Annotated in this window: 18 protein-coding genes; 14 read left to right on the forward strand and 4 right to left on the reverse strand. The window is 66.9% G+C overall.

Translation table 11 applies throughout. From position 1 onward, the window contains the following. Nucleotides 1–71: 71 nt before the first annotated feature. The 3 genes from OOT46_RS16660 to prpR form a co-directional block, all read right to left on the reverse strand. Complete coding sequence (locus OOT46_RS16660) at nt 72–1,385, reverse strand: OmpA family protein (RefSeq protein WP_265404749.1); 1,314 nt, start codon at nt 1,383–1,385, stop codon at nt 72–74. A gap of 390 nt (nt 1,386–1,775) precedes the next feature. Next, the gene (locus OOT46_RS16665; RefSeq protein WP_265404750.1) at nt 1,776–2,417 is read right to left on the reverse strand and encodes an SMI1/KNR4 family protein; all 642 of its coding nucleotides are present in this window, start codon (nt 2,415–2,417) and stop codon (nt 1,776–1,778) included. Nucleotides 2,418–2,572: 155 nt separating this feature from the next. Next, a complete protein-coding gene (gene prpR, locus OOT46_RS16670; protein WP_265404751.1) occupies nt 2,573–4,513 on the reverse strand; it encodes a propionate catabolism operon regulatory protein PrpR in 1,941 nt (646 codons plus the stop codon). A 182-nt stretch (nt 4,514–4,695) separates the two neighbouring features. Between prpR and prpB the strand changes: the two genes are divergently transcribed. The 5 genes from prpB (at nt 4,696) to OOT46_RS16695 (ending at nt 12,107) form a co-directional block, all read left to right on the forward strand. Continuing rightward, complete coding sequence (prpB, locus tag OOT46_RS16675) at nt 4,696–5,574, forward strand: methylisocitrate lyase (protein WP_265404752.1); 879 nt, start codon at nt 4,696–4,698, stop codon at nt 5,572–5,574. A 22-nt stretch (nt 5,575–5,596) separates the two neighbouring features. Continuing rightward, the gene (gene prpC / locus OOT46_RS16680) at nt 5,597–6,745 is read left to right on the forward strand and encodes a 2-methylcitrate synthase (protein WP_265404753.1); all 1,149 of its coding nucleotides are present in this window, start codon (nt 5,597–5,599) and stop codon (nt 6,743–6,745) included. Between the two features lie 46 nt (nt 6,746–6,791). Further along, complete coding sequence (gene acnD, locus OOT46_RS16685) at nt 6,792–9,386, forward strand: Fe/S-dependent 2-methylisocitrate dehydratase AcnD (protein ID WP_265404754.1); 2,595 nt, start codon at nt 6,792–6,794, stop codon at nt 9,384–9,386. Between the two features lie 17 nt (nt 9,387–9,403). Further along, complete coding sequence (gene prpF, locus OOT46_RS16690) at nt 9,404–10,594, forward strand: 2-methylaconitate cis-trans isomerase PrpF (RefSeq protein ID WP_265404755.1); 1,191 nt, start codon at nt 9,404–9,406, stop codon at nt 10,592–10,594. A gap of 286 nt (nt 10,595–10,880) precedes the next feature. Further along, nucleotides 10,881–12,107: an amidohydrolase gene (locus OOT46_RS16695; protein WP_322114263.1), complete on the forward strand. Its 1,227-nt coding sequence runs from the start codon at nt 10,881–10,883 to the stop codon at nt 12,105–12,107. A gap of 62 nt (nt 12,108–12,169) precedes the next feature. Here the strand turns inward: OOT46_RS16695 and OOT46_RS16700 are convergent, their stop codons facing one another. Then, complete coding sequence (locus OOT46_RS16700; protein WP_265404780.1) at nt 12,170–13,078, reverse strand: LysR substrate-binding domain-containing protein; 909 nt, start codon at nt 13,076–13,078, stop codon at nt 12,170–12,172. A gap of 82 nt (nt 13,079–13,160) precedes the next feature. On the opposite strand from OOT46_RS16700, the gene OOT46_RS16705 reads away from it, so the two are divergent. The 9 genes from OOT46_RS16705 to OOT46_RS16745 all read left to right on the forward strand — a co-directional run bounded on the left by OOT46_RS16705 (nt 13,161) and on the right by OOT46_RS16745 (nt 20,306). Continuing rightward, entirely contained in the window at nt 13,161–13,682 is a 522-nt protein-coding gene (locus OOT46_RS16705) for a DMT family transporter (protein WP_265404756.1), read from the forward strand. A 475-nt stretch (nt 13,683–14,157) separates the two neighbouring features. Continuing rightward, on the forward strand, nt 14,158–14,982 hold the full coding sequence (locus OOT46_RS16710; RefSeq protein WP_265404757.1) for a DUF1906 domain-containing protein: 825 nt from the start codon (nt 14,158–14,160) through the stop codon (nt 14,980–14,982). Nucleotides 14,983–15,026: 44 nt separating this feature from the next. Continuing rightward, a complete protein-coding gene (locus tag OOT46_RS16715) occupies nt 15,027–15,989 on the forward strand; it encodes a DUF4232 domain-containing protein (protein WP_265404758.1) in 963 nt (320 codons plus the stop codon). An 82-nt stretch (nt 15,990–16,071) separates the two neighbouring features. Next, on the forward strand, nt 16,072–16,410 hold the full coding sequence (locus OOT46_RS16720) for a hypothetical protein (protein ID WP_265404759.1): 339 nt from the start codon (nt 16,072–16,074) through the stop codon (nt 16,408–16,410). Further along, complete coding sequence (locus OOT46_RS16725; RefSeq protein WP_265404760.1) at nt 16,400–17,170, forward strand: SGNH/GDSL hydrolase family protein; 771 nt, start codon at nt 16,400–16,402, stop codon at nt 17,168–17,170. Before OOT46_RS16720 ends, OOT46_RS16725 begins: the two co-directional genes overlap by 11 nt. A gap of 181 nt (nt 17,171–17,351) precedes the next feature. Then, nucleotides 17,352–18,206, forward strand: coding sequence for an inositol monophosphatase family protein (locus OOT46_RS16730; RefSeq protein ID WP_265404761.1), 855 nt, complete (start codon nt 17,352–17,354; stop codon nt 18,204–18,206). 191 nt (nt 18,207–18,397) lie between these two features. Further along, nucleotides 18,398–18,967 (forward strand): DUF2239 family protein, encoded by a 570-nt coding sequence (locus tag OOT46_RS16735; protein WP_265404762.1) that lies wholly within the window; start codon nt 18,398–18,400, stop codon nt 18,965–18,967. A 138-nt stretch (nt 18,968–19,105) separates the two neighbouring features. Beyond that, nucleotides 19,106–19,882 (forward strand): HipA family kinase, encoded by a 777-nt coding sequence (locus OOT46_RS16740; protein ID WP_265404763.1) that lies wholly within the window; start codon nt 19,106–19,108, stop codon nt 19,880–19,882. Then, nucleotides 19,866–20,306, forward strand: coding sequence for a DUF3037 domain-containing protein (locus tag OOT46_RS16745; protein WP_265404764.1), 441 nt, complete (start codon nt 19,866–19,868; stop codon nt 20,304–20,306). Before OOT46_RS16740 ends, OOT46_RS16745 begins: the two co-directional genes overlap by 17 nt. Nucleotides 20,307–20,321 lie beyond the last annotated feature (15 nt).

Consider the following 20,321-nt stretch of genomic DNA (forward strand, 5'->3'; position numbering starts at 1 on the left):
CAAAAGAAGGGGCCTCAGCGGCCCCTTCTTTTGCTCGCGACGCCTCAGCGCGGCCCCCCGGGCCGCCCGGTTCACACGCAGTCGACCACTCTGAACTCGACCCGGCGGTCGAGCGCGTCGCGCAGGTCGTCGGTGCCCAGGCCCACCAGGGCTTCGCGCGAGCCGGCGCCTTTGGCATTCAGCCGGGCACCGAGCGCACGATTGCGCTGCTCCAGCAGGCGCACGATCTGCTCGGCGCGACGCCGCGACAGCTCTTCGTTGACCCGCGCGCTGCCGGTGCGGCTGGTATGCCCGACGACTTGGATGCAGGCCGGCACCGACGCCGCCTCGCTCGACAAGGCGCCAAGCCAGACCTGGTACTGCTGCACCAGGTCGCCCACTTCGATGAACTGCGTGCGGCCCGGCTGGAACAGCAGTTTCATCGGCAGCCGCTTGGACTCGAGGCCGGAGGCCACGAGGCGGGAGAAGGCGGCCTCGGCGGCGTCGCGGTGGCCGAGCTTCCAGCTGGTGAGGTAGAGGCCGTTCAGCACCCGCAGGTCGCCCGGTTCGGCCAGCAGCCGGGCTTCCTTGTACAAGCCGTTGGCGATGTCGATGCGGCCCTCGCCGTAGGCGATCGCGGCTTCATTGAGAACCGCCGCTGCCGGCAGGCGCGCCAGGTATTCGGGGTCGGCCGGGTCACCCACCCGGGTGTCCATCTGGCAGGAGTTGATGTAGGCCTGCACCGTCTTGTCCTTGTGCCAGGTGGGGCTGTCGCGGTAGTAGGCGAGGGGCTCGGCGTTGACCGATCCGGCGCTTGCCCGGTCGAGCCGCTTGGCGATGATGCGTTTGGTGCGCAGGTCGATCAGGCTGACCCAGATGCGGAAGGCATCGGGTGGGGTGTCGGCGCTGCCGCGCGTGTGGATCGGCGTGACGGTACCGATCAGCAGCAGGGGCTGGTCGGCCAGCGCCTGGCGCGTCAAGGGCTGCACCTGCCAGCTCGGCTCGCCGGCCTTGGCGATCGTCTCCAGCTGGGCGCCCATGCGCGCGGTGCTGGTGGTCTGGGCACCCGTGTTGGCATCGATCAAAGGATCCACCACGAGCTTGCGCGGCTCCTTGCCGAGTCGCAGTCGGGCTTCGCGGAACAGCTGCTCGCCGGCGCGTGCCACCGCGTCGTCGAAGTGCAGCGGCTGCAACTGGTCCTCGGGCACCTGCCGGGCCTCGGCGGGCAGGGCGGGGTCGGCGGGCGGAGCTGCCACCGGGTCGGCGGTGCTGTACAGCGTCGGGGCCGACGCGGCTTGCACCGGCGCGGGAGTGCTGTACGGCGCTTCGAAATTGCCGCAGGCGGCGAGCAGCGCGATGGATACGACGGCGGGAACGACGCCGAAGCATTTCGGCAGGCGGTTCATGTCAACACTCCTTGGCATCTTCACCCGTGCCCCGGGCGCTGGGTTCGTTCACACAGAGGCAGACATCAGCGAACGAGGTGGTGTGCACAGGCACTTGAATGTTGTTACACCTTTCGGTGAAAGCTTGCCTTGCACGGGGCGCGAGCGTATGACAGGCGCGCGTTTTTCTCCTTCCTGAAAGTTAGGGGGGCGAGTTGTTCACGGGTGAAACAAGCCGATGCCGCTTGCCTTGCGCGCCAAGGAAACGGACAACGTTGCCGGCGCTTTCGACCCTTGCTGGATCGCTGGGGGTCAGTCTGCAAGCACGAGACCCGCCTGGCGCAGCAAGCGAAAGCTGTCCAACACCGGTTGATGGAGCTTGCGGCTGCGGCGGTCGGGGTCGATCAGCAGTCAACCTGCCTGCGCCCTGAACCTCTCGATCTCGTCCTTCAGGTGGTAAGCAGGATCGCCTGTCAGGCTGCTCATCCACTCGGAGTTCTCAGCGAAGATGATGCCCGAGTCAAGGCAGTAGATCAGATCATCGAAGTAATCACCGAGGGCGCTTCCCAGCAATGTGGTGGGCCCCATGCCCTTGACGTGAATGAAGACCTGACCCACCTTGCCGGCAGGTCCTGGGTCAAGATCCACGAAGGTCGCACAGCCACTGATGTCCGCCGCGATCGGCAGCCAGCGCCGATTGAAATAGCAAGCGCGAAAGAGGCTTGACGAATCCTCTTCGCCCCAATCTGCGTCTGACTGGTGCCTCTCGGACTCGCGATGCATGTCCCAATAGATGATGACTTCATCCCATGGCAGTGGTGCGTGGTATGACTCGATAAGGTGGGGCATCCTCTCGCCACGCGAATCCTGCCAGTCGAGGAACGGCCGAGAGCTGTATAGATAAAAATTCTGGATCTCAAGCGGCAGCGTGCTGCCCGTCACCTGTTCGAAGTCCGCGAAAACCTTTGGATTGACTCCTGGCACGACGCCTGCCTGCGGGGGCATAAAGCCGTGAGAGCGGAGCTTTGCCTCTAATTCCTGTACGTTTGCCATTTTCCATCAATGGAGGGCGCTACCCTCCATTTCAGAGGGCCGAAGTCCTCAGCTCAATTACGGACGTCGCCCGGATCGGTAGGGTTTTGACTTCGGGCTGTGGACACGCCAGATCGTGCACGGTGAGGATACGAACCTGAGGGGATTCCAACCGCTCAGGGCCGAAGCTGCTTGAGCTTTCTCCACAGCGTGGTGCGGCTGATGCCGAGTCGGGCGCAGGCCAAGGCGCGATCGCCCTGGCAGCTGCGCAGCACCGCGGCGATGTGCTGCAGTTCGGCGTCCTGAGCCGTCACGGGCTGTGAGCCCGCGGAGGGCGACAGCTCTTCGTCGCCGTACAGCTCCGGCGCCAGGTCGCGCAGACGCAGTTGCGCCATCGCCGGCTCTTCAGCCTGCGCACTGTAGACGGCAAGCCGCTCGATCAGGTTGTCCAGCTCGCGCACATTGCCGGGCCAGGCATGGCGATGGCCGCGGGCCAGCACCTCGTCCACCATACGAGTCATGGCGGGGGGCAGCCCGCCGGGTCTGGAGGCCAGCCTCTCGACCATGTGGCCCACCAGCAGAGGCAGGTCCTCCAGCCGCTCACGCAGTGCCGGGACTTCCAGCCGCAGGATGTTCAGGCGGTAGTAGAGGTCGCGCCGGAATTCGCCGGCTTCCACGGCATCGGCCAGGTTGCGGTGGGTGGCGGCAATGACCCGCACATCGATCGGCGTCGGCTCGGTGGCGCCGATGCGCTGAACCTCACGCTCCTGCAGCACGCGCAGCAGCCGCGTCTGCAGCGCCAGCGGCATCTCGCCGATTTCGTCCAGAAAGATCGTGCCGGTGTGGGCCGACTCGAACAGTCCCGCCTTGCCGCCACGCCGGGAACCGGTGAAAGCGCCTTCCTCGTAACCGAACAGCTCGCTTTCGAGCAAGGCTTCCGGGAAGGCCGCGCAGTTGACGGCGATAAAAGGCTGGCGTCGTCGCGGCCCGGCATTGTGGATGCCTTGCGCCAGCATCTCCTTGCCGGTGCCGCTTTCGCCGATGATGAGCACTGTCGCGTGACCGGCAGCGCAGCGTGCGGCGAGCGCCTTGGTCTTGAGCAGGGCAGGGCTGCTGCCCACGATCTGGTCGAGCTGGTAGCGGGTGGCGGCCCGGCGCGGCTGCCGGGTGCGCAGGCTGCGGTCCATGCGCTCGATCGCGACCGGGTCCGTGCAGGTCAGGACCGCGCCGGTCTGCACCCCCTGCTCGACGATGGGCAGACGGCTGACGACCACCATGCGGGTGCCGAAGCGCTGCGCTTCATCGAGCGCGGGCCGCGCCTCGCGCAAGGTGTCGCGCAGGCTCAGCTCGGGAGCGACCTCGCTCAAGGGCCGGCCGAGCAGGGGCTCCGCTTCGGCATCGAGCAGCCTGGCCATGGAGGGATTCAACAGCTCAATGCGCTCCTGCATGTCGACCGCGACGACGCCGTCCCGCAACTGGCCCAGGATGGTGTTGAGGCGCTCGCGTTTGCTCAGCTCGATGCGGGCGACGCGCGCGATCTCCACCGCGTCATCGAGTGCTTCGCGCACGGCGTCCTGCGAATAGAGGAAAACGCCGGTCATGCCGAGCTGGTCGGCCAGGTCCGCCACCAGGCCAGGTGCGACCACCACCTCGATGCCTTTGGCGCGCAGCTCGCGCACGCCATCGCTGGCCTCCTGCTCGGTCCGGTAGCTGCGCTGCTCGATGCCCAGGTGGAACAGCTCGCTGAAGCGCTGCACTTCGGCGGAGATCTCGCCATAGGTGACGAGCGCGATGCGCGACGAGATCGCGCGCGCACGGCCCAGCGCACGCATCACGTCGAACTCCCCGACCCGCACCAGCACGACCGGCATATCCAGGTGCTGGCGCAGGAAGGCGCCGTTGGAGCCCGCGGCAACCAGCACATCGACCGGCTGGGTGCGGCGCAAAGCCTCGATCGCCTGCACGGCTTCCTCGAAACCGAGGTCGAGCACCGTCACCGCGGCGCGGTCGCCGTAGCTGGGCGCGAGTTCACGCAGCAGGCTGCGGAGCCGGTGCAGGCCGACGGCCACGATGCCGGGCTGCCGATGGACGAGGGCGGGGTTGGTGACGCGTTCCATGGTTTTCCAATTGGAACACGGAAGTTTCATGAATGAAACAACGCTGCTTGCCGGCACGCCTGCCGCAGGTCCGGATTTGCGAATTCCGACAAGCACTTGGCATCCACCCGGAGCGAGAATCCGCGGCTGGCACGTGCCTTGCGCCTGCCGAGGTGTCTTCTCTTGAACACCGAGGAACTTCCATGACCCGTGCCGGCGCCGCCTTCCGTGCTGCCCTCGAGGCCGAATCGCCGCTCCAGGTGATCGGCGCGATCAACGCCAACCACGCACTGCTCGCCCAGCGAGCGGGCTACCGGGCGATCTACCTGTCCGGCGGCGGCGTCGCGGCCGGCTCCCTCGGCATGCCCGACCTCGGCATCAACAACCTCGACGATGTGCTCACCGACGTGCGCCGCATCACCGACGTCTGCGATCTGCCCCTGATGGTGGACATCGACACGGGCTTCGGCCCCAGCGCGTTCAACATCGCGCGCACCGTCAAGAGCCTGATCAAGTTCGGCGCCGCGGCCTGCCACATCGAGGACCAGGTGGGCGCCAAACGCTGCGGCCATCGGCCCGGCAAGGAAATCGTCTCCGCCGCCGAGATGGCCGATCGCGTCAAGGCCGCCGCCGACGCCAAGACCGATCCCGACTTTTTCCTGATCGCCCGCACCGACGCGATCGCGGTGGAGGGTGTGGATGCCGCCATCGAGCGCGCCTTGAAGTGCGTCGAGGCCGGCGCCGACGGCATCTTCGCCGAGGCCGCCTACGACCTGCCCACCTACCGGCGTTTCGTCGACGCCGTGAAGGTGCCGGTGCTCGCCAACATCACCGAGTTCGGCAAGACCCCGCTCTTCACCGTGCAGGAGCTGCGCTCGGTGAACGTCGCGATGGTGCTCTATCCGCTGAGCGCCTTCCGCGCGATGAACAAGGCCGCCGAAGCGGTCTACCAGGCGATCCGGCGCGAGGGCACGCAACAGGGCGTGCTCGATACGATGCAGACCCGCGAGGAGCTGTACGACCGCATCGGCTACCACGCCTACGAACAACACCTGGACGCGCTGTTCGCGGCCAAGAAGTGAGACGACACCGGAGACGAACACCATGACCGAAACCCCCGCGTTCAAGCCCAAGAAGTCCGTCGCCCTGTCGGGCACCGCCGCCGGCAACACCGCGCTGTGCACGGTGGGCCGCACCGGCAACGACTTGCATTACCGCGGCTACGACATCCTCGATGTCGCCGACGCCTGCGAATTCGAAGAGATCGCCCATCTGCTGGTGCACGGCAAGCTGCCCAACCAGGCCGAGCTCGCCAGCTACAAGGCCAAGCTCCAGTCCCTGCGTGGCGTGCCGGCGGCCCTGAAGACCGTGCTCGAGCAGCTGCCTGCCTCCAGCCACCCGATGGACGTGCTGCGCACCGCCGTCTCCACCCTCGGCTGCGTCGCGCCGGAGAAGGACGACCACAACCACCCCGGCGCGCGCGACATCGCCGACAAGCTGATGGCCAGCCTGGGCTCGGCGCTGCTCTACTGGTACCACTGGAGCCACAACGGCAGGCGCATCGAGGTGGAGACCGACGACGACTCCATCGGCGGCCATTTCCTGCACCTGCTGCACGGCCGCAAGCCGAGCGAGGCCTGGGTCCAGGCGATGCACACCTCGCTGGTGCTCTACGCCGAGCACGAGTTCAACGCCTCCACCTTCACCGGCCGTGTCATCGCCGGCACGGGCTCGGACATGTACTCGGCCATCGCCGGCGCGATCGGCGCGCTGCGTGGTCCCAAGCACGGCGGCGCCAACGAGGTGGCCTTCGAGGTGCAGAAGCGCTACGAGACGCCCGACGAGGCTGAGGCCGACATCCGCCGCCGGGTCGAGAACAAGGAGGTCGTGATCGGCTTCGGCCACCCCGTCTACACCGTGAGCGACCCGCGCAACAAGGTCATCAAGGAAGTGGCCCGCAAGCTCAGCGCCGAGCAGAAGAACATGAAAATGTTCAATATTGCCGAACGGCTGGAAAGCACGATGTGGGACATCAAGAAGATGTTCCCCAACCTCGACTGGTTCTCGGCGGTGAGTTACCACATGATGGGGGTGCCGACCGCGATGTTCACGCCCCTGTTCGTGATCAGCCGCACATCCGGCTGGGCTGCCCACGTGATCGAGCAGCGCATCGACGGCAAAATCATCCGCCCGTCCGCGAACTACGTCGGGCCGGAAGATCTCCGCTTCGTGCCGATCAAGGACCGCCCGTAAGGCCGCGACCCCGGTGGATCCTGACCCCGTTGTTTCCTCAACCATGATGAACACCGCCAACCGCAAACCTCTTCCGGGCACCCGGCTCGACTACTTCGATGCACGTGCCGCCGTCGACGCCATCACGCCGGGCGCCTACGACAAGCTGCCCTACACCTCGCGCGTGCTGGCGGAGAACCTGGTGCGCCGCTGCGATCCGGCGACCCTGGCCGATTCGCTGAAGCAGCTGATCGAGCGCAAGCGCGATCTCGACTTCCCGTGGTTCCCGGCCCGGGTGGTGTGCCATGACATCCTCGGCCAGACCGCGCTGGTCGACCTCGCCGGGCTGCGGGACGCGATCGCCGCCCAGGGCGGCGACCCGTCTCTGGTCAATCCGGTGGTGCCGACGCAGCTGGTGGTGGACCACTCGCTGGCGGTGGAGTGCGGTGGCTTCGATCCGGAGGCATTCGCCAAGAACCGCGCCATCGAAGACCGCCGCAACGAGGACCGCTTCCATTTCATCAACTGGACCAAAAAGGCGTTCAAGAACGTCGACGTGATCCCGCCGGGCAACGGCATCCTCCACCAGATCAACCTCGAGCGCATGTCGCCGGTCGTGCAGGTGAAGGACGGTGTGGCCTTCCCGGACACCCTGGTCGGCACCGACTCCCACACGCCGATGGTCGACGCGCTGGGCGTGATCGCGATCGGCGTGGGCGGTCTCGAAGCCGAAACCGTGATGCTGGGCCGTGCCTCCTGGATGCGACTGCCGGACATCGTCGGTGTGGAGCTCTCCGGCAGGCCGGGGCCGGGCATCACCGCCACCGACGTCGTGCTGGCGCTGACCGAGTTCCTGCGCAAGGAAAAGGTCGTGTCCGCCTACCTTGAGTTCTACGGCGAGGGCGCGTCGGCCCTGACCTTGGGGGACCGGGCCACCATCTCCAACATGGCGCCGGAGTTCGGCGCGACCGCGGCGATGTTCTACATCGACGAGCAGACTATCAACTACCTGAAGCTCACGGGCCGCGACGACAGCCTGGTCCAGCTGGTGGAGACCTATGCCAAGGTCACCGGCCTCTGGGCCGACAGCCTGAAGCAGGCCGAGTACGAGCGTGTGCTCCGGTTCGACCTGTCCACGGTGGTGCGCAATCTGGCCGGTCCGTCCAATCCGCACAAGCGGGTGCCGACCTCGGAGCTGGCTGCACGCGGCATCGCCGGCAAGGTCGAGAACGAGCCGGGCCGGATGCCGGACGGCGCCGTCATCATCGCGGCGATCACGAGCTGCACCAACACCAACAACCCGCGCAACATGATCGCCGCCGGCTTGCTGGCCCGCAACGCGAACAAGCTGGGCCTGAGCCGCAAGCCCTGGGTCAAGAGTTCGCTGGCGCCGGGGTCGAAGGCCGTCGCGCTGTACCTCGATGAAGCCGGGCTGATGCCGGAGCTGGAACGGCTCGGCTTCGGCGTCGTGGCGTTCGCCTGCACCACCTGCAATGGCATGTCCGGCGCCCTGGACCCCGTGATCCAGAAGGAAATCGTGGATCGCGACCTGTACGCCACGGCCGTGCTGTCCGGCAACCGCAATTTCGACGGCCGGATCCACCCGTACGCCAAGCAGGCCTTCCTGGCCTCGCCGCCGCTGGTGGTCGCCTACGCCATCGCCGGCACCATCCGCTTCGACATCGAGAAGGACGTGCTGGGCAGCGATGCAAGCGGGAATCCCGTCCGGCTGAAGGACATCTGGCCGTCGGACGAGGAGATCGACGCCCTGGTCGCCTCGAGCGTGAAGCCGGAGCAGTTCCGCCAGGTCTACGATCCGATGTTCAAGCTCAGCGTCGAGAGTGGCGACACCTTGAGTCCGCTCTACGACTGGCGGCCGCAAAGCACCTACATCCGCCGGCCGCCGTACTGGGAAGGCGCGCTGGCGGGCGCGCGCACGCTCAAGGGCATGCGCCCGCTCGCGGTGCTCGGAGACAACATCACCACCGATCACCTGTCGCCCTCGAACGCCATCCTGCCGGACAGCGCGGCTGGCGAGTACCTGGCGAAGATGGGCCTGCCGGAGGAGGACTTCAACTCCTACGCCACCCACCGCGGCGATCACCTCACCGCGCAGCGCGCCACCTTTGCCAATCCCACCTTGAAAAACGAGATGGTGCTGGAGAACGGCCAGGTGGTGGCCGGTTCGCTCGCGCGCATCGAGCCCGAAGGCCGGGTCACCCGGATGTGGGAGGCGATCGAGACCTATATGGAGCGCAAGCAGCCGCTGATCGTGATCGCCGGTGCCGACTACGGTCAGGGCTCCTCGCGCGACTGGGCCGCCAAGGGGGTGCGGCTCGCCGGTGTGGAAGCCATCGTCGCCGAGGGCTTCGAGCGCATCCACCGCACCAACCTGGTCGGCATGGGGGTGCTGCCGCTGGAGTTCAAGCCGGGCGTGAACCGCTTGACGCTGGGCATCGACGGCACCGAGACCTTCGACGTGATCGGCACGCGCAAGCCGCGTACCGATCTCACGCTGGTGATCCACCGCAGGAACGGCGACCGCGTCGACGTGCCGGTGACTTGCCGGCTGGATACCGCCGAAGAAGTATCGATCTACGAGGCCGGCGGGGTGCTGCAGCGTTTCGCGCAGGACTTCCTCGAATCGTCGAAGGCCGCGTAACGTCAAGGACCTGATCCATGGCTTTTCTTCCCCAGATCAAGATCCCCGCCACCTACATGCGGGGCGGCACCAGCAAGGGCGTGTTTTTCCGCTTGCAGGATCTGCCCGAACGCGCACAGGTGCCGGGCCCGGCGCGCGACGCGCTGTTGCTGCGTGTCATCGGCAGCCCGGACCCTTACGGCAAGCAAATCGACGGCATGGGCGGGGCGACGTCGAGCACCAGCAAGACCGTCATCCTGTCGAGAAGCGCGAAGCCGGACCACGACGTCGACTACCTGTTCGGCCAGGTGGCGATCGAGCAGGCGTTCGTCGACTGGAGCGGCAATTGCGGCAATCTTTCGGCGGCCGTCGGCTCGTTCGCGATCAGCAGCGGCCTGGTCGATGCCAGCCGCATCCCGAAAGACGGCGTGGCGACGGTGCGCATCTGGCAGGCCAACATCGGCAAGACCATCATCGCGCACGTGCCGATCACCGGCGGTGCGGTGCAGGAAACCGGCGACTTCGAGCTCGACGGCGTGACCTTTCCCGCTGCCGAAGTGCAGCTTGAGTTCATGGACCCGGCTGCTGAGGACAAGGGGGCGGGCGGCGCGATGTTTCCGACCGGCCAGCTTGTCGATGAGCTCGAGGTGCCAGGTGTCGGTAGGCTGCAAGCCACCCTGATCAATGCCGGCATCCCGACGATCTTCGTCAACGCCGAAGCCATCGGCTACACCGGCTGCGAGCTGCAGGAGGCGATCAACGGCGATCCCGAGGCGCTGGCCCTGTTCGAGGCGATCCGGGCTCACGGCGCGGTGCGCATGGGCCTGATCCGGCATGTGGATGAAGCCGCCCAGCGCCAGCACACGCCGAAGGTCGCCTTCGTCGCCAAGCCGGCGGACTATGTCGCCTCCAGCGGCAGGCGGGTGGCCGCCGCCGAGGTCGACTTGCTGGTGCGCGCGCTCTCGATGGGCAAGCTGCACCACGCGATGATGGGCACCGCCGCGGTCGCCATCGGCACGGCCGCTGCGATTCCCGGCACGCTGGTGAATCTCGCTGCGGGCGGGGGTGCACGCGAGGCGGTGCGTTTCGGACATCCTTCCGGCACCCTGCGGGTGGGCGCGCAAGCCCGCCAGGTCGGCGGTGAATGGACGGTGACCAAGGCCATCATGAGCCGCAGCGCGCGCGTGCTGATGGAAGGCTGGGTGCGCGTGCCCGGCGACGCTTTCTGAGCCAGCCTGCACCGGGCCGCAACCACGCCGCAAGGGGTATCCCGGGAGCGCCCGGGAAAGCCTCGCCGCTTGAACAACCTGCAGAAATTTGCAGCTGCACATGAAGGAGAACCCGTGCAGTCTGCTGTGCCTGTGAATATTGCAGGCGATGGCGCGGGGCGCCGGCGGGCGCGGGCCGAGGGGCGAATCTGAGGGCAGCGGTCTGTGAATGCCCTGGTCGTAGACGTCATGAAGACGGGCCCTGCCGCATCGATGCGATATCCGTTTTTATCCATCTCCGTCGAGGATGCGGGCCATGCAAATCATTGAAAGCCTCAGGACTCATGCCGAGGAAAACATACGCCTGAGGCGCGACATCCACGCCCACCCGGAGCTGGGATTCGAAGAGCACCGCACTGCGGACATCGTCGCCCGGCGCCTCGAAAGCTGGGGCGTCGAAGTCCATCGCGGGGTGGGTGGCACGGGGGTGGTCGGCGTCATCCGCAAGGGGCGGTCTCAGCGTGGCGTTGCGCTGCGCGCCGACATGGATGCGCTGCCGGTCCAAGAGCTGAACCGGTTTGCCCACGCCAGCCAGTCCGCCGGCAGGATGCACGCTTGCGGACATGACGGTCACACCACCACGCTGCTGAGCGCCGCGCGGGTGCTGGCGGAAGAAGCGCAGTTCGACGGCCAGGTGGTGCTGGTGTTTCAGCCGGCCGAGGAGACCAGCGGCGGTGCCCGGGCGATGATCCGGGACGGCCTGTTTGAAAGATTTCCGGTGGATGCGATCTTCGGCTTTCACAACATGGTCAACCTGCCGATCGGTCATTTCGCCTTTCGTTTCGGCACCGGCGCCGCACTGACCAACTTCAAGGTGACCGTCGAGGGCAGGAGCGCACACGCCGCCATGCCGCACCTGGGGCTCGATCCTGTCCCGGCTGCCTGCCAGATGGTCCAGGCCTTCCAGACCGTCATCACTCGCAACATGCGTCCGGTCGACCCGGGCGTCATCTCGGTGACGATGATCCATGCAGGGGAGACGACCAATGTCCTGCCGTCGAGCTGCGTCCTGCAGGGCACGGTGCGTTGTGTGGGGGACGACGTGTTGGACAGGGTCAAGCAACGGATGGCGGTGATCGTCCAGAACACCACGGCGGCGTTCGAGCTGAGCGGGAGTGTCGAGTGGAGCGGCTACTGCCCTTCGGTGGACAACCACGCCGAGGAAACCGAGTTCGTGCGGCGCTTGATGACCGATCTGGCGGGGCCCGAGAACGTCCATCTGCGTGAACTCAGCCTGGGCGGCGAGGATTTCGGTTATTACCTCAAGCTCAAGCCCGGCTCCTACTTCTGGATCGGCAATGGGGCGGGCCAGGGCGCCGAAGACCACCGCCTGGAAGGTCACGGGCCCGGTCCCTGCACCTTGCACAGCGCTTCTTACGACTTCAACGATGCGCTGATTCCGGTCGGCGCCACGTTCTGGGTCCGGCTCGTGGAGCGGTGGCTCCCGGCGGGGGAGCCGATCCGTGCGGATTGATCTGCAACCGCCCTGCGTTCAGCCTTCGTCCACACCTCTTCCGCGAACTTCCAACCCCAGGCTCAGCCGCTCGTCGTGATGCGGGCCGCGGTCTGGCGCAACCAACGGTGCGCCGGATCGATGTCGCGTCGGGGATGCCAGATCTGCTGGAACTCGAAGGCTTCGATGGAGAAGGGCGGTTCGAAGACCCGCAGGCGTGAATCCTGACCGACCGTCGCCAGGCTGCGTCTGGCAACGGTCAGGATGAGATCGGTTCCTGCGATCACGTCATTGGCCACTCCCCAGTGCGGCAACACGATGCTGATGCGGCGTTGCAGTCCCAGTTCGGCCAGGGTGCGGTCGATCTCGCTGTCCGCACCGGCACGAGCAGCGACGAGCGCATGCGGCCGCGCGAGCCAGGCCTCCAGGTCCAGCAGCCCGGCTTGCGGCAGGCTGGCGGCGTCCGCCAAGCACGCGAAACACTCGCTGAACAAGGTCTGCCGGCACAGCTCTTGTAAGGGGGACGGGAAAACCCCGAATGCCAAGTCGATCTCGCCATCGATCACTCCCGTCGCCATGGCCTCACGGCTGGCCTGGGTGACGACCAGGTCGATGCCGGGCGCCTTGGCACGCACTTCCCGGATCAACCCGGGCAGGACCACGCGGGCGCCATAGTCGGACATCGCCAGGCGGAGGGTCCGTTCGGTGCGCATGGGCTCGAATGCGGGCGGATCGAGCAAGGCCGCCAACTGGTTGAGCGCATCGGTCAGGGGTTGCTCGAGCTCCCGGGCCCGGGCGGTCGGTTCCAGCCTGCCCGATCGACGTACCAGCAAAGGGTCGTCGAAGATGTCGCGCAAGTGGGCCAGTGCATGACTGACCGCTGGCTGGCTTCGATGCAGGCGCAAGGCAGCCCGCGAGATATGTTTTTCGGCCAGCAGTGCGTGGAGCGTCAGCAGAAGGTTCAGATCGATGCGACGAAGACTATTCGTCATGCGAATGCCTGCCCTTTGGATTACGAATTGGAACGGGTCATCAGGATAGTAAACACTGGTGGCAAAGCAATGGGTGACGTGTATGACTCCTACCTCTTCCCTTGCCGGCATCGGCATGGCCTGCGCAGCGCTGCTCGCTGGAGCACTGGTTCCGTTCCAGGCTGGCGCCAATGCAGCCTTGGGTCGTGCGCTGGGACATCCCTTGTGGGCCGCGTTTGCCTCCTTGATGGTCAGCCTGCTGGTGGTCCTGCCCGCGCTGTGGGGGCTGCGGGCCCAGGCACCGCTGCTGGCTCAGGCGGCGCAGATGCCACTCTGGAGCTGGCTGGGCGGCGTCGCCGGAGTCATCTACATCACCGCCGCCTTGGTGCTGACACCGCGCCTTGGCGCCTCGGGCTTCATCGTCTGCGTGATTGCCGGCCAGGTACTGGCCTCGTTGCTGATCGACCACCATGGGCTGATGGGGCTGACGCCCAAGCCGGCCACATGGTCTCGGGTGGCGGGTGTGCTGCTGATCGTCGTCGGCATGTGGGTGGTGCAGTCGGCGACACCTGCGCAGCCGGTGGCGGGTGACGGGGCCTCGGCTGCCAACCCGGACCGGACGTGAGCAGGGGTTGGTCTTGACGCGACGTCCCGTTCGACCCGCTCTGTGTCGCTTGCCATCCTCTTGGCCACGGTCGGTAGCACTCGGCCGCGTAATTGCAGCATATCGAAGATAAATAATTCGCTACTTCAATATTTGCGACGCGTTTGCCGGCGGCGCTCCAGGGACACAGCGAAGCACAGGTTCCGACCCTTCAAAGCGAGACAGTTGTTTCGATGATTGAGCTCGTGGGGCAGCGGCGCCGTGAGGCAACCGATGCCGCCGCCACGCGAGTACGTTGGAACGGTCAGCATGAAGCGCACGTTCTCTTACGGGCGGTAGCAGCATCCCGGACCTCGCGCACGGTACGGTCGCAGTGCCTTGCGACGCGCCATTGGCCGTCCGGTCCTCGACCGCGCTCTCGCATCGCGTGCCCCGCGTGCTTGCCGTCGACACGGCTGCGCGCCACCCACCCGCCTCAAGAAAAGGAAGACAACCGATGCGATCGATCCGGAGTTCCCGTTCCGCGCTTGCCGCCGCGCTGTTGCTGTGCGGCAGCGCGGCTTACGCCGTGCCGGCCGGCAACGGCATCATGCAGGGCAAGGGCTTCGATGCCTGCACCGCGCCCTCGATCTCGACGATGCAGAAGTGGTGGACGAACACGCCGTGGTCGTGGATCGGCATCTACATCGGCGGCAGCGTGCGCGCCTGCTCGCAGCCCAACCTGACGGCCAACTGGATGAACAAGACCTATGCGCAGGGCTGGCGCTACGAGCTGATCTGGGTCGGGCCTCAGGCACCGTGCACGAGCTACCGGCACCGCATCAGCTACAACAAGACCACGGCTTACCAGCAGGGCAAGGCCGAGGCGATCAGCGCCTACAAAGCGCTCCAGGCGCTGGGCTTCGGCACCGCGAAGGGCACGCCCGTTACCTACGACATGGAGGCCTACCCGAACAACAGCAGCTGCCGCGCGGCCGTCAAGTCCTTCATGCAGGGCTGGGTCGACCAGCTCGCCGTGGCGCCGGCCCAGGTCGCCGGCGTCTATGGTTCGGGCTGCGGGACCTATCTCTCCGACTTCGCCACGATGGCTCGCCCGCCGAGGTTCATCAACGCCGCCGATTGGGATCGCGACCCTTCGACCTGGCACCTGTCGTGCATCAGCGGCGGCCACTGGACCCACAACCAGCGCTTCAAGCAGTACCGGGGCGACCACAACGAGACCTGGGGCGGCGTGACCCTGAACATCGACAGCAATTGCGCCAACGGTCCGACCGCCGCCGGCGGCCACCTGTTCCCCAACAGCTCGTGCATCGCGCCTTGAGGCGCGGCTTGCCGCCACGCGCCCCGTCTTCCAGGAGTCCCTTCATGAAGCATCGTTTTCCTTTCTCGGCCGACGCTCTGGCGGCCGCCGTCCTGCTGTGTACTGCGGCCTCCGGTGCCGCGCTGGCGCAGACCGGCGCCGCCCGAGTGCCTTGGCTCGACCAGCCCGCGTCCGATCCCGTCACGACCGCAGCCGCATCGCCAGTTGCCGACCGTCCTTGCTCCGCCGGCGAAATCAAGGTCAGCGCCGGCCAGCAGGGCGCATGGCGCGGCTTCGCGACGCAGGAGCTGCGCATCCGCAAGGTCGGCCCCGGCACGTGCACGCTGTCCGGGGCGCCGGCGCTTGCGCTCGTCGCGTCCGACGGCAAGCGGCAAGCGGCGCGACAGGCTGAATCCGCGGCGGCGCAGGACAGCCGGCGCATCGAAGTGTCGGAGGACCACGACGCCGTCCTCCTGGTCGGTGCGCCCGGCGCCTGCGACGCGGCCGCCGGGCCGTCGCGCCGCGTCTCGCGGCAGATCGAGCTGACGCCGCTGGGCGGCGGGGCGCTCATGGTCGACGGCGTGCACCTCGATACCGTGTGCGGGGCGGCGACTGTCCTGTACGTGGAGCAGGTGGTCGACGAGCCCCGCCGTGCCGCTCGCGTCGCGGCCGCCGCCGCGCCGGCGCAGGCGACGCTCGACGCGCTCACTGCACGGCTGGAGGCTCCGTCGGCCGTGGCACGCGGCGGGACGCTGCGCTACGTGGTCACGCTGACGAACGAGAGCGGGTCCGCCTTGCCCCTGTCGCCCTGCCCGAGCTACCAGCAGTCCTTGTATGTCGAGGGGCGCAGCGTGGACAGCCGCTATCGGCTCAACTGCAGCGGCGCCGGCGGGCAGATCGCCCCGCATTCGAGCGTGTCTTTTGAGATGGAGGGGGCTGTGCCGGGCGACCTGGCGGGCGAGCACGTCAAGCTGAGCTGGGTGCTGCGCGACGGCCCGGCCGCCGGCACGATCGCCGAGCTGCGCTGACGCTTGGGCGCACCGATTGCTGGACTGCAATGCCCGCCCGGCGCTCCGCGCCGGGGTGACTCTTCAACCGATCTGGACTCCTATGAACCTGAAGACCTTGGCATTGCTGCTCACAGCAGGTGCGGCCGCCGGCGCCGCCTACAGCGCCGCGGCGCGCTACCGGCGCGCTTCGATGGGGACACTGCGTTCCGGGCTCCCGGCCGAGGGAGGTGGCGCCGCGTTCGGAGACGACACGGCCTCACTCGGCGCCGAGTCGATCAACCCCGCGGAGCGGCTGCAGGAACGCGGCGTCGGCCGCTCGGTCGGCGGCACCGCGGCGCCCGGTGGGGGAGTGCCCAGCGACGAGCTGTTCTCTTCCTCGTCGGCGCGGGGTCCCGAACCCATCGCACCCGGCTTGCCCGACTTCACCCGTGGCGCCTGATCCCGAACGCCGCCAATGGATGGCTGCGCTGGCCTCGGCGATGCTGACGCCGATCGCGATGCCGAAAGAACGCGATGTCGACGGGCCGGAGGCGTTCACGCTGTACACCTTCGGCGACTCCATCCTCGACTGCGGTCACTACAACCCGCATGGGCTGCACCCGGGGAGCTTGCTGCTCCGCAATGACGACCGGCTGTTTCCCGACTTCAAGGGACGCGACCTGCTGTCCGCAGGTCCGGCCCGGCTCGAGCATCGCGCCAGGGACGGCGCCACCGTGGCGGACCTGGCGGGCCAGGTCCGCGCGGTCTTGCCAGGCGGGCCGTCGGCCGCCCTGCTGACCATCGGCGGCAATGACCTGCTGCGCGGTCTGGCGGCCGACCGCGGACCGGGCATCCGGCGTTTTGCCGACTCGCTGAATGCCTTCCTCAAGGCGCTGCCGATACGCCCGGTGTTGGTGGGCACGGTGTACGACCCGACCTTCAACGACGACAGCCGCAATTTTCTGGGGACGGACGCCCGTCTCGCCCGTGCCAATCACCGCCGTGTGAATGAAACGATGGCAGAACTCGCCTCACGGTACGGACACCTCGTCGACCTGCACGCGCACTTCCTCACCGGCGACCCCGGCTGGTACACGAGGACGATCGAGCCCAGCTTGAGAGGGGCCTCGGAAGTCCGCCGGGCGTTCTGGCCCAGGCTGGTATCGGCAGCGACGGCCCTGCCGAAGCCGGGGACGGCGGGGGCGCGTCCGGGCCAGTAGCCTGCTGTTCCGGCTGGAACCCGGCGCCTTTCCGGACGCCATGGGTTCTGCTCCTTGCACGCCTCGTCAATGGGGTCAACTGTCATGGTTTGCTGGGTGCCTGTTTGAAATGACGGGTTCAGAATCGAGGGCTATCGCGCCGGCCAGCCCGGCAAAGGTCCGTGAATCAAGGGGCAGCAGAGTGAGTGTCGACCGCCTGACTCAGGTCGCCGTAGAGGCCTGCAAACATGCTGGCGGCCTGCTCCGGCAGTCTTTTTCTCTTCCCGTACAAACCGCGGTCAAGCACGATCAGCACAACGTCGTCACCGAAGCGGACCTCGCTTCCGAGCGCCTGCTGATCTCACACATCCACCAGGCATTTCCCGAGCATTCGGTCCTGGCGGAAGAGTCCGGACTCGTCATGCGGAGTGCGTCGGATCTGTGGGTGCTGGATCCGCTTGACGGCACGTCCAACTTTGCGGCCGGCCTGCCATGGTTCGGGATCCTGCTCGCTCACCTCGACAAGGGTCGCCCGGATCTCGCCGTCATGTACCTGCCGATGAGCGAGGATCTGTACATCGCGGCGAAAGGCGAGGGGGCCACCAAAAACGGGCATCCCATCACGGTGTCCGAAGCCGACTCCTTGCGCGAGGTCCTGTGGGCCTGCGGCATGGACAGCCCTGGAGAGGGTGTGCAGGGAGAGGAAAAGCTCCTGGTGCTGCGCAAGCTCCTGGAGGGCGCTCGCAACATCCGGGCCACGAATTGCCTGCTGGACGCAGCCTTCACCAGTGAGGGGCGGATCGGTGGCATGCTGAACTGGAGTTGTCGGGTGTGGGACGTCGCGGCTCCCTCTCTGATCGTGCAGGAAGCAGGCGGTCGTTATACCGACATCGAGGGGAACGAGCTCCACTTTGAAACATCGCTGGAGTGTCTGGAGCGCGAGTACGCCGTTGTCGCGGGCGCACCGCGGCTGCACGCCGAGGTCCTGCAGCTGGTGCGGGACGCACGAGCCGACGTTCTTGGCCGGCAAGTCGGCACCACGCCGAAAAGCAGGTAGAGACGAGAAGACGCTCGCCCAGGAGATGCGCGGGCACCGCGACCCCATTCTGGAAGTAGTCCGCGCCTGACCGACACGACGGCCCCCCCTGGGAGCGGGGGCGAGAGCCCTTCCATCACTGCGGCAAGGTTTCGCTGCCCGCGCCACAGGGGCCTCTTCACGGTTTATTTATATCCGGGTAATATTCGGCCATGGGTACTGCTTCAGTGGTCGTATTCCTCGGACGGCGCCTGCTCGGGCACGGGGCGCTGGAGGAGGTGTTGGCTCTCATCCCGAATGAAGCGGCTGCCGCCGCCGACGACCCGCTCGCCGTCTTCGACGAGCGCACGGGTCAACGCATTCACGTCTCGACGTCGGCCAGGAAGGACCGACTCAAGGAGGGACGGTCCGATGAACTTCAGCGGGCCGGCAGGGGGCGTCCACGGCTTGGTGTCATCGGCCGCGAGGTGACCTTGCTGCCTCGGCATTGGGCCTGGTTGGACGAGCAGGCGCAGGGCGCCTCCGCTGTCCTTCGCCATCTGGTGGAACAGGCGATGCGCGGGGAGGGCGCCGGTTCGAGGCAGATGCTGGACGCCATCTACGGGCCACTGTCAACGGTGGCGGGCAACCTCGAGGGTTTCGAGGAAGCCGTGCGAGCGCTGTACCGAATGGACGAGGATGGTTTTGCCCAGCACACCCGCACATGGGCCAAGGACGTGCGGAGCTACTTCCGTGCTCGGCTGCGCGAAGCAGCGAGCCGAGGAGAGCGAGCCGATGAGTGACGACACGGCGACGCGGCCACCGCGGCGCGGAGTCGGAGCAAGGCCCCTGTTGAGACGGAGGGTTCCAGCCGCGCATGCACGACCGCGTGTGCCGCGGCTCGGCCCGGGATTTGTACTTTGCGATGGAGAGCCGCGCACATGAGATCGATCCAAGTCACGCGCTACGTGACCCCTTTGCGTGAGGGAGGCTCCATGCCGGCCGTCGTCGAAGCGGACGACGACGGCATGTACGTCCTCAAGTTCAAGGGAGCAGGTCAGGGGGTCAAGGCGCTGGTCGCAGAACTGGTCGCCGGCGAAATCGCCCGCGAGCTGGGCCTGCCTGTGCCTGAGATCGTGATTGCGGAGCTGAACACCGCGATTGCCGACACCGAGCCGGACCCCGAGATCCAGGAGTTGGTGCGCGCCAGCGGCGGCATCAACCTCGCTCTGGACTACCTGCCCGGTGCCTTCGCCTTCGATCCCGTCGTCCATCAGGTGGACGCGAAGCTGGCCTCGCGGGTCGTCTGGTTCGATGCGCTCGTCAGCAATCTCGACAGGACTCGCCGCAACACCAACCTGCTCGTCTGGCACCGGGAGCTGCACCTCATCGATCACGGCGCGGCGATGTACTTTCATCACGGTTCGCACCCCATCGTCGAACGCGCGCAGGACCGCTTCCCGCTGGTGGCCGAGCATGTGCTGCTGCCCATGGCCAAGGCCTTGCCGGAGGTCGACGAGGAGATGGCGGCCAAGCTGAGCTACAGTGTCATCAACGATGTTGTGGCGCAAGTACCGGAGGACTGGTTCGCGCCGTCCACGGGCGCAGAATCGATGGGGCCGAGCCGAGACGACTACGTCGAGTACTTTGTCAAGCGCTTGCAAGCGCCGCGGTCTTTTGCAGAGGAGGCGATGCAAGCTCATGAACGCCTCGCCTAAGCTTCGACTCCGCTACGACTACGCAATCGTGCGCGTTGTGCCTCGCGTCGAACGCGGTGAGTTCATGAACGTCGGCGCCGTGGTCTGCTGCCCGCAGGCCAAGTTCCTGGCCCTCGAGTACGAGTGCGATCGCGAGCGCCTGCGTGCCCTCGACCCGGCACTCGACCTCGAGACGCTGGAAGCGGCGCTGGCAGGGCTGCGCCTGCAGTGCGCCAAGAACGGCCGCGACCCGACACGCAGCCTGCGGCAGAGCTTCGACTTCCTCGTCGCCACCCGCAGCGCTGTACTGCAAGTCTCGCCCGCGCACTCCGGCCTCACCGAGGACATCGAACGGGTTCCGCAGCAACTGATGGACCGGTTCGTCCGACTGCCCTCATCCAGGCAGCAGTGCCGGCAGCTCAGGTCCGGGCAGGACCCGGCCTGACCGCGCCGGCCCGCC

It is taken from the genome of Aquabacterium sp. A7-Y, from assembly GCF_026153205.1.
Lineage (GTDB): Bacteria > Pseudomonadota > Gammaproteobacteria > Burkholderiales > Burkholderiaceae_C > Caldimonas.

Coding starts and splice junctions, on each gene's coding strand:
- OOT46_RS16665 (WP_265404750.1), bottom strand. CDS start 2,417: ATGGCAAACGTACAGGAATTAGAGGCAAAGCTCCGCTCTCACGGCTTT.
- prpB (WP_265404752.1), top strand. CDS start 4,696: ATGACCCGTGCCGGCGCCGCCTTCCGTGCTGCCCTCGAGGCCGAATCG.
- OOT46_RS16715 (WP_265404758.1), top strand. CDS start 15,027: ATGAAGCATCGTTTTCCTTTCTCGGCCGACGCTCTGGCGGCCGCCGTC.
- prpR (WP_265404751.1), bottom strand. CDS start 4,513: ATGGAACGCGTCACCAACCCCGCCCTCGTCCATCGGCAGCCCGGCATC.
- OOT46_RS16745 (WP_265404764.1), top strand. CDS start 19,866: ATGAACGCCTCGCCTAAGCTTCGACTCCGCTACGACTACGCAATCGTG.
- OOT46_RS16700 (WP_265404780.1), bottom strand. CDS start 13,078: ATGACGAATAGTCTTCGTCGCATCGATCTGAACCTTCTGCTGACGCTC.
- OOT46_RS16720 (WP_265404759.1), top strand. CDS start 16,072: ATGAACCTGAAGACCTTGGCATTGCTGCTCACAGCAGGTGCGGCCGCC.
- OOT46_RS16695 (WP_322114263.1), top strand. CDS start 10,881: ATGCGGGCCATGCAAATCATTGAAAGCCTCAGGACTCATGCCGAGGAA.
- OOT46_RS16740 (WP_265404763.1), top strand. CDS start 19,106: ATGAGATCGATCCAAGTCACGCGCTACGTGACCCCTTTGCGTGAGGGA.
- OOT46_RS16660 (WP_265404749.1), bottom strand. CDS start 1,385: ATGAACCGCCTGCCGAAATGCTTCGGCGTCGTTCCCGCCGTCGTATCC.
- acnD (WP_265404754.1), top strand. CDS start 6,792: ATGAACACCGCCAACCGCAAACCTCTTCCGGGCACCCGGCTCGACTAC.
- prpF (WP_265404755.1), top strand. CDS start 9,404: ATGGCTTTTCTTCCCCAGATCAAGATCCCCGCCACCTACATGCGGGGC.
- OOT46_RS16705 (WP_265404756.1), top strand. CDS start 13,161: ATGACTCCTACCTCTTCCCTTGCCGGCATCGGCATGGCCTGCGCAGCG.
- prpC (WP_265404753.1), top strand. CDS start 5,597: ATGACCGAAACCCCCGCGTTCAAGCCCAAGAAGTCCGTCGCCCTGTCG.
- OOT46_RS16710 (WP_265404757.1), top strand. CDS start 14,158: ATGCGATCGATCCGGAGTTCCCGTTCCGCGCTTGCCGCCGCGCTGTTG.
- OOT46_RS16735 (WP_265404762.1), top strand. CDS start 18,398: ATGGGTACTGCTTCAGTGGTCGTATTCCTCGGACGGCGCCTGCTCGGG.